At 66.5% G+C, this 2,058-nt stretch carries 2 protein-coding genes; both read right to left on the reverse strand.

Translation table 11 applies throughout. The features are described 5' to 3' along the window. The coding region (locus ACE3TU_RS21775; protein WP_374627946.1) for an AMP-binding protein at positions 1 to 1,104 on the reverse strand (1,104 nt) is incomplete at its 3' end. A gap of 10 nt (positions 1,105 to 1,114) precedes the next feature. Beyond that, the coding region (locus ACE3TU_RS21780) for an ABC transporter substrate-binding protein (RefSeq protein WP_374627947.1) at positions 1,115 to 2,058 on the reverse strand (944 nt) is incomplete at its 5' end.

Consider the following 2,058-nt stretch of genomic DNA (forward strand, 5'->3'; position numbering starts at 1 on the left):
CACATGCACGCCGAGGGTTTCCATCGAGAGACGGTTGATCTCGTCGTACAAGTGCTGGGGCAGCGCGGCGGCGGCGTAGAAGATGACCTGCAGGTTCTTGAAGAAGGCCTGACGCAGGGATGCGTCCTCATGGAGCGCCGAGACCAGCATGTCGAAACCGCGCGGCACGTTGAGATAAACCGTCGGCGAAACGTCGCGCAGGTTTTTCAGGCTGGTGTCGAACGCCCCCGGCGCGGCCTTGCCGGCGTCCAGATACATCGTTCCGCCGTTGCGCAGCACCATGTTGAAGTTGTGGTTGCTGCCGAAGGTGTGGCTCCACGGCAGCCAGTCGACGATGACCGGCGGCTGCTTTTCGAGGAAAGGCCAGATCTGCGCCTTGGCCTGCTGGTTGGAGCAGATCATGTGCTGGGTGTTGATCACCGCCTTGGGCGCCCCGACCGACCCCGAAGTGAATAGGAACTTGGCGATGGTGTCGCCATTCACCTTGGCGTAGGCGGCATCCACCGCGGCGTTGTCGGTACGCTCCAGCAGCGTGGCGAAGGGCACCGCGCCTTCGGCCGGGCCGCCGGCCGTGCCGGCCACCACCACCCCGTCGTGGAGCGGGGCGATGGCCGCCAGTGCCGGGGCGAAGCGGGCATGGTTCTCGACGAAAATCACCCCCGGCGTGATGTGCGCGATGTTGCTCTTGAGCTTGGCGAAATCCTTGGAGACCAGCGAATAGGCCTGGGAAATCGCCGACACCGGCACGCCGATGTGCATTGCCGCCAGCATCAGCACGGCGTGTTCGACGCTGTTGTCCGACAGCACCGCCACCGGACGCTCGGCCGACAGGTTCTGGCCGAGCAGCCAGCTTGCCACCGCGCGGACCCGGGCCAGGGTTTCGGCGTAGCTCAACTTCACCCACTCGCCGTCGGCACCGCGTTCGGCCAGGAAAGTGCGCTCCGGCGCCTCGGCGGCCCAGCGTTCGAGATGCTCGCCGAGTTTGGCGGGCACCGGGCCGAGAGCCATCGGCGAGCGCAGCACGCGACTGCCGTCGACCCGATGGTCCACCTGCACGGTGGCCGGCGCAAACAGCAGTTTGGGATCGCGAATGATCGTGTTCATCGTGCGCCCCTCACTTGCCGGAAATCATTTTCCAGTCGCCGCCCTGCACGCGCACCAGCACGCGGGCACGGTCGTCGAGACCGAAATGGTCGTTGGCGCTCATGTTGAACACCCCGTGGGCGCCGGCAACTTCGCGCTCGGTTTCGATGGCGTCGCGCAACCCTTTGCGGAAAGCCGCGGAGCCCGGCTTGCCAGCCTTGAGCGCGGCAGGCACCGCCTTTTCGATCAGCTTGTAGGCATCGAAGGCATACGCCCCGAAGGACGACACGCTGCCGGCGCCGTACTTGGCTTCGTAGAGCTTGATGTATTCCAGCGCCGGCTTCTTGGACGGGTGCGAATCCGGCAGCTGGCTGGCCACCGCAACCGGGCCGATGGGCAGGATGCCGCCTTCGACCGCCTTGCCGCCCACCCTCAGGAACTCCTTGTTGGCGGCGGCGTGGGTTTGATAGATCTGGCCTTTGTAGCCGCGCTCGAACAGCGTGGTGTGGGGCAGCGCCGCCGGCGTGCCGGAGCCGGCGATCATCACCGCGTCGGGCCGCGCGGCGACGAGCTTGAGCACCTGACCGCTGACCGAAGTGTCGGTGCGGTTGTAGCGCTCGACCGCCACCAGCTTGATGCCGGCGGCTTCGGCGGCGGCCGTGATCTGCTTCAGCCAGTCCTCGCCATACGGGTCGTTGAAGCCGATGAAGCCGAGGGTCTTCACCCCCGTCTGCTGCATGTGGCCGACCAGCGCCTTGGCCATCAGCGAGTTGTGCTGGGGCGCACGGAACACCCAGTGGTTCTTGGCCGCCGGCAGATCGACCGGACACATGGCCACCTGCGGCGTCGCGGTTTCGTTGGCCACTTCGGCCATGGCCGCGCAGGCCGGCGTGGAGGACGAACCGACCAGCACGTCCACCTTGTCTTCGGTCACCAGCTTGCGGGCGTTCTTGGTGGCCTGACCGGGGTCGGTGG

Origin of the sequence: Devosia sp., assembly GCF_041917035.1 — a bacterium.
Taxonomy (GTDB): domain Bacteria; phylum Pseudomonadota; class Alphaproteobacteria; order Rhizobiales; family Devosiaceae; genus Devosia_A.